Source organism: Flavobacterium sp., assembly GCF_044371705.1.
GTDB lineage: Bacteria > Bacteroidota > Bacteroidia > Flavobacteriales > Flavobacteriaceae > Flavobacterium.
The window spans coordinates 1-6,725 of sequence record NZ_JBILTE010000137.1 but is presented as its reverse complement, the minus strand read 5'-3'; the positions used below and the strand labels follow the sequence as shown (position 1 = coordinate 6,725).

General features: G+C 35.8%; 8 protein-coding genes. 1 reads left to right on the top strand and 7 read right to left on the bottom strand.

All coding sequences use genetic code 11. The annotated features are described in order from the left end of the window. The first annotated feature begins 254 nt into the window (after window positions 1-254). Window positions 255-1,019 (top strand): NYN domain-containing protein, encoded by a 765-nt coding sequence (locus ACIQ2S_RS09760; protein ID WP_396175442.1) that lies wholly within the window; start codon window positions 255-257, stop codon window positions 1,017-1,019. A 14-nt stretch (window positions 1,020-1,033) separates the two neighbouring features. On the opposite strand, the gene mnhG is transcribed toward ACIQ2S_RS09760, so the two are convergent. The 7 genes from mnhG to ACIQ2S_RS09725 form a co-directional block, all read right to left on the bottom strand. Continuing rightward, window positions 1,034-1,435, bottom strand: coding sequence for a monovalent cation/H(+) antiporter subunit G (mnhG, locus tag ACIQ2S_RS09755; protein WP_396175440.1), 402 nt, complete (start codon window positions 1,433-1,435; stop codon window positions 1,034-1,036). After that, window positions 1,428-1,703, bottom strand: coding sequence for a cation:proton antiporter (locus tag ACIQ2S_RS09750; RefSeq protein ID WP_396175438.1), 276 nt, complete (start codon window positions 1,701-1,703; stop codon window positions 1,428-1,430). Before ACIQ2S_RS09750 ends, mnhG begins: the two co-directional genes overlap by 8 nt. Further along, window positions 1,700-2,176, bottom strand: a complete 477-nt coding sequence (locus ACIQ2S_RS09745; RefSeq protein WP_396175436.1) for a Na+/H+ antiporter subunit E — start codon at window positions 2,174-2,176, stop codon at window positions 1,700-1,702. Before ACIQ2S_RS09745 ends, ACIQ2S_RS09750 begins: the two co-directional genes overlap by 4 nt. 16 nt (window positions 2,177-2,192) lie before the next feature. After that, complete coding sequence (locus ACIQ2S_RS09740; RefSeq protein ID WP_396175434.1) at window positions 2,193-3,719, bottom strand: proton-conducting transporter membrane subunit; 1,527 nt, start codon at window positions 3,717-3,719, stop codon at window positions 2,193-2,195. Further along, window positions 3,716-4,069, bottom strand: coding sequence for a Na+/H+ antiporter subunit C (locus ACIQ2S_RS09735; protein ID WP_396175432.1), 354 nt, complete (start codon window positions 4,067-4,069; stop codon window positions 3,716-3,718). Before ACIQ2S_RS09735 ends, ACIQ2S_RS09740 begins: the two co-directional genes overlap by 4 nt. Window positions 4,070-4,071: 2 nt before the next feature. After that, the gene (locus ACIQ2S_RS09730) at window positions 4,072-4,485 is read right to left on the bottom strand and encodes a Na+/H+ antiporter subunit B (protein WP_396175430.1); all 414 of its coding nucleotides are present in this window, start codon (window positions 4,483-4,485) and stop codon (window positions 4,072-4,074) included. 11 nt (window positions 4,486-4,496) lie between these two features. Beyond that, the coding region (locus ACIQ2S_RS09725; RefSeq protein WP_396175428.1) for a putative monovalent cation/H+ antiporter subunit A at window positions 4,497-6,725 on the bottom strand (2,229 nt) is incomplete at its 5' end.

The following is a 6,725-nucleotide window of genomic DNA, read 5'->3' as shown; positions in this document are numbered from 1 at the left end:
GTGAAGCCCATTTTCCTAACGGACCTTTATTGTTTTGAATTCTTTCGAATAAATCTTTAACCATGATAAAATAAGGTTTAATTTGGTATGTAAAAACGCGACAAAAGTAAACATTTCTAAAATCATTTCATACTATTTTTATTTGTGAAATTACAAGTTTTGTGAAACAGATGGCATTCGTTCTCAAGAACCAACATATATACTGTTAAAATGAGGTATTTTACTTATATTTGAACTGGAAAATTACAACACCAATGAGCCAACGAGATAAAAACGATTTAAAACTAGCGGTATTAATTGACGCCGACAATGTTCCTTTCAGCAATGTCAAAGGAATGATGGAAGAAATTGCAAAATACGGCACACCAACCACCAAGAGAATCTATGGCGATTGGACGAAATTACCCGACAAAGGTTGGAAAAGTGTTTTGCTCGAAAATGCCATTACTCCTATCCAACAATACGGTTATACCACCGGTAAAAATGCCACTGATTCTGCCATGATTATTGATGCGATGGATATTTTATATTCTGACAAAGTAGATGGTTTTTGCATCGTATCAAGCGATAGTGATTTTACGCGACTGGCCACACGCTTACGCGAATCGGGTATGAAAGTAATTGGAATTGGCGAAAAGAAAACACCAAACCCTTTTATCGTAGCATGTGATCGTTTTATTTTTATTGAGGTAATTGAAGGTGCCAAAAAGAAAAAAGTGGTGGCAAGAACAGCCACACCCGAAGAAACTAAAAAAGAAGAAAAGTTACTTACCAAAATTGATGTAGACACCATCGACATTATCGAATCAAGTATTGAAGATATTGCTGAAGATGACGGTTGGGCATTTTTAGGAGATGTTGGAAACCTCATCGTCAAAAAGAAACCCGAATTTGACCCACGAAATTATGGTTTTACAAAACTGACGCCTTTGATGAAATCATTGTCGAATTTATTGGAAATTCACGAACGTGAATCAGATAAAAAAGGAATCAAACATGTGTATGTGCGATTGAAATAAGCATACAATACACTTTATTTTTCAGGTCGGTCTGGTTTTTCAGTAGGCTTTTCTCTTTCCTTAACATCACTTTTCAAAATGTGTGTTTTGGCATCATATTTTCCTTTGAGGTCATCCATTTTGCTTTTTTTCCACATCTGAATTCCTGTAAAATAAGAAGACCTACCGATTAAATGTGCCCCAACAGGTGCTGTTAAAAACAAGAAAAAGATAATCGCCAAAACACGGGTGGTTATAGACGACTCATTGAAATAGATTCCCGCAGCAAACATAATTAATCCTATTCCCAAAGTTGCAGCCTTGGTGGTTACTGAAATACGCAAATACAAATCGGGCATACGAACAATGCCTAACCCCGCTAAGAGTACAAATAATGCTCCAAAGGTGCTTATAACAGCAATTACAGTATCAGTCATTTTTATTGCGTTTTTCAAGATAATAGGAAAATGCTACTGTTCCCAAAAAGGCGATTAAAGCCAAAATCAAAGCGATATCTAAAAAAGTAGATTGATCGGTTACAATACTATAAATGGATATAATCCCAATACCAACTGTTATTAATAAGTCCAATGCAACAACGCGATCAGGTAAGGACGTACCCAATAAAAACCTTATAAATACCAGTACTGCCGACACCGATAGTAGGGGTAAAATGATGTAATATAAATAATCATGTAATGTCATCGAGTAATGTTTAGCAATTTCTTTTCAAAACCATTTTTAATACTTCTAATAAAATCCTCCCGGTCTTTAATGTACATCGAATGTACATACAGCACTTTTCGATCATCGGATACATCCAAGCTAAAAGTTCCCGGTGTTAAGGAGATTACATTAGCTAAAATGGTAATTTCCAAATCGGTTGTAACATCCAAAGGCACCGATACGATTCCCGGCGTCATATAAAAAGTAGGTGTAACTACGTCATAAGCCACTTGGATATTTGCTTTGATTAATTCATATAAAAAGTAAATAAAAAAAGAGATTATGCTAGGTACTAACCTAAAGTACTTTCGATTGACTGAATCTTTATTGATTAACCATAAAATCAAAAAGACCAAAATAAATCCGAACACAAAATTCATAAACACAAAACTACCTGTCAGGGCTACCCAAACAAAAGTCAGAATCATATTTACCAACAGTAGTTTTTTCATTAGTTCAAGTTTGTAATTAATTGTCTTTTGCAACTGCTTTTCCCAAAACTGCTTCAATATAACCTTCGGGATGCATTAGTTCAAATGATATTCGTTCGGACAGCAATTGAATGTGTTCGGCAAAAAATCCAATATATAAGGAAACAACAGCCAAAATTGCTATTGGAATCACCATATTTAATTTGTCTTTAAACTTTAAATCACCAAAGTATCTAAAATTGGGTCTACGGGGAATTCCTGTACTTGCTTTCCAAAAAACCATGGTCCACATTTTGGCTATAACAAACAAAGTTAAGAAACTACCCAGCAAAATAAAGCCAATCAGTATATAATGTTGGCCTTCAAACCCACCTTTGAGTAAGGATAATTTCGGCCAAAAGCCTGATAATGGCGGAATCCCAATCAACGAAAAGAGCGGAATCAACATTAATAAAGATAATTTTGGATAGGAGCCGTAAAATCCGCCCAAATCTTTCATACTGTTACTTCCTTTAATTTTATAAATAAGTCCACCTACCATAAACAAATTTCCTTTGACCACGATATCGTGAATCATGTAAAAAATGGCTCCGGTAAGTGCCACCGATGAGTGCATGCTCAAACCGGCAATCATAAAACCGATGTGGCAAATAATTAAAAAGGAAAACACTTTTTGAATGTTGTTCTGAACGAGTGCCCCCAAACCTCCACTTAGAATAGTTAAACAAGCAATAGAAACCAATAAAGTATCAAAAAACGCATCGCGTATAAAAATTAGCGTAAACACGCGAATCATCGCATACACGCCAACTTTGGTTAGTAAGCCCCCAAAAATAGCTGAAACAGCTGCCGGCGGGGTATGATATGAGGAAGGCAACCAAAAATAAAGCGGAAAAACTGCCGATTTAACTCCGAATCCAACAAAAAAGATTAAAGCTGTAATGTTTATTAGTCCTTTATGTTCTGATGCCGCAATTTTGACTGATAAATCGGCCATATTCAATGTGCCCGTAATACCATATAAAACTGCAATTGCTGTCAAGAATATCACGGATGACAATATGTTCAATGTAAAATACTTGACAGCTGATTCTATTTGAGGTTTTTCACCACCGATGGTAAGCAAGACAAATGAACTAATAATAATAATTTCAAACCAAACATACAAGTTAAAAATATCGCCGGTAATAAAGGCTCCAATCAATCCCATCAACAATAAGTGATAAATAGGAAAATATCCAAACTTCGCTCGTTCACTAATAATTGATGCCGAAGAAAAGATAGAAATAGCCAATCCTAAAATACATGTAAGCAAAACTAATGTCGCCGAAAATAGATCTACCACAAGTGTAATTCCAAAAGGTGCTTGCCAACCGCCCGCTTGAAAAGAAAAGGTTCCAATGTGCCAAACTTTAACAAACAGATAAATTGCCAAAGCCAATGCAACACCACTTCCGGCAACACTTAAACTTCGTTGAATACGTGTGTCACGCCAAAAAAACATCAACACGATCGCTAATGCAAATTGAAATAAAAGCGGATATACTATAAAATGTGGTATCATGCAAATTCGTCTGTTGCGTTCATTTGATCTAAATCATCAGTTTTTACAACTTGATAAGCTCTTTTAATTAGTACAATGGCAAAAGCTTGTAAACCAAAACTAATTACAATGGCTGTGAGTATTAAAGCTTGCGGCACCGGGTCTGCATAAGTGTCAAGAATTACTGAACTATCACTCGGAATGATTGGCGGTTTTCCTTTAACGATTCTTCCTACCAGAAAAATAAGCATATTGGCACCGTTGCCCAGCAATATTAATCCGATGATTAATTTCACCAAGCTACGACGCAGTATCATATAGATACCCGCTGCATATAACAAACCTGTAATAATAGCAAGTAGTAGTTCCATGTTTATGCGGTTTCAGAGATAGTCATGATAATCGTTAAAGTTACACCAACAACCACTAAATATACGCCAATATCAAAAAACAAGGGTGTGCCAACCATTCCAATAACCGGCAATGGGTCTTTAAACCAAACACCGGTCATAAATTCTTTTCCTTTAAAAAATATACTGGTTAAACCACTTATTAATGCAATGGAAAGTCCTACCGGCATTAAAAATCCGGGATGTATATGCAATAAATTTTTTGTATTTTCTTGTCCGTTGGCGGAGCTATATAATATAAATGCGATTGACGCAATCAATCCTCCGATAAATCCTCCTCCGGGTAAATAATGTCCACGGAGCAATATAAATACTGAAAAAAGTAATAAAAGTGGTAGCAAAAAGGCTGAAGCGGTTCGCAAGATAATTGTTTTCATAACTAATTCTTTTACTTATTTCGGATACGTAATTTCAATAAACCAAAAACACCTAAAGCGGCAATTGCCAAAACGGTTATTTCTACCATGGTATCCATTCCTCTAAAATCGACTAATATCACATTGACAATATTTTTCCCTTTGGCCAAAACATAAGCATTCTCAGCATAAAAACGTTTGGTTTCTCCGGCATGACTAACTTGCAACACTTCAATCGCCAAAACCGTAATTAAAGATCCGAATAAAACAGCAACAAGACCATCACGAAGGCGTGTTTTAGTTTCTGAGAGATGTAAATATTTTGGCAATCGATACAGCACCAATACAAATAGAATAACCGTAAGTGTATCAATTGTAAATTGTGTCATTGCCAAATCGGGGGCACTATAATAAACAAAAATCAAACAGATAGTATAACCAATAACACCCATGGCTGCCACTGCTGATAAACGTGACTCTGTGAAAATTGCAAAGAAAATCGCGACAATCATAATTAAAACGGTAGCTACTTCATACACCGTCAAATGCAATAAGGTATCATAATCAACTTGAAAAGTAACATGACTAACCAAATAGTAACTGATTAATAAAGTTAAAAAAACAATGATTGTCAGTATGTAATTTCGCAAATACCCATTTTGAAAAGTATTGGTCCAAAGTATCGCGAATCTTTGAAAAAGGTTTCCAAAGCCTCTGAATATACTTTTGGGAGCAAGAAATTTAAATCTTTGTACAATAGCTTCTTTATTTAAAGTTGGCTTTATGAAATATAAAAGGGTAGCTCCCAATAAAAGTGTAAGCGTACTCAAATATAAAACTGTGTTGAAGCCATGCCATAACTTAATCGGAGCCGACTCATTGTTCGGAAGAATTTCAGCTAATAAAGGTTTAAAAATAGTAGCATCAACCAATGAGGGAAACAAACCAAATAGCAGTCCTAGAATTCCTAACAATAAAGGTGGCATCCACAACCGTTTATCAGGTAAATGAAGCGTACTGAAAGCACTCGGCAAAACCCCAAAAAATGGTTTGATAGCCACTTGATAGCCTGCATATAGCAATAAAACATTGGCAACAATTGCCATCACGGTAAACAAGATTGCGGAACTACTGTGCAAAGTAGCTTCATAAATCAGATCTTTTCCTATGAATCCAAAACTTGGAATCATCCCTGCATTGGAAAACATTGCTAAAATTCCGGCGACTGCAACAGGCATCATGACCGCTTTTAAACCTTGTAACTTTGTTACATCGCGTGTACCGGTTTCATGATCAATAATTCCTGTGATTAAAAAAAGTGCTGCTTTGTATAAGGCATGCACCATTATAAAAACAACAGCAGCCTTAAGTGCAATGGAAGTACCTATTCCTATTAAAAAAACCAATATCCCTAAAACAGCAATGGTTGAATAGGCTAAAATTCCTTTTAAATCGGTGCGAAACAACGTATGAAAAGCGGCATAAAGCATCGTAATTGCACCTACAATAATTAGTGTGGTTGTCCAATAACTGTGATCGCCTAAAACCGGTGTAAAACGCAATAACAAATAGATACCTGCTTTTACCATCGTTGCCGAATGCAGATAGGTGGAAACAGGTGTGGGTGCTTTCATTGCACCGGGTAACCAAAAATGAAAAGGAAATTGTGCCGATTTGGTAAATGCAGCTACAAATATAAACACTAGTAATGCTATGTAATACGGACTTTCTCTAAAGTCAATACCGCTGTTTAAAAGTTCTTGTATGGAAAATGTACCGCCAATAAAACCAAACACAATAGCTCCCGCCAATAAAAATAATCCGCCAAAACCGGTAATTGCTAACGCTTGAAGTGCAGATGTACGAGATCCTTGATCATGATTATTAAATCCAATCAAAAAAAAGGAACTAATACTTGTTAATTCCCAAAAAAGAAATAAACTAATCATGTTATCAGAAAGTACCAAACCTAACATAGCTGCCATGAAAATGGACAAATAGCCGTAAAAACGATCTAAATAGGTGTGTCCTTTTAAATAATAGGAAGTATATAAAAAAACCAAAGTACCAATTCCTGTAATTAGTAAACTGAAAAGCAATGCCAAACCGTCCAATCGAAAACTCAAATCTACTTCCAAACTTGGCACCCATCGTATAATTTGGGTGGGAACCTCACCATTGGATACCGAACTAATTTGAGTGATAAAATAGATGAAAAGTGACAGCGGTAGTAAAGTGAGCACATAGGAAATTGACCCTTT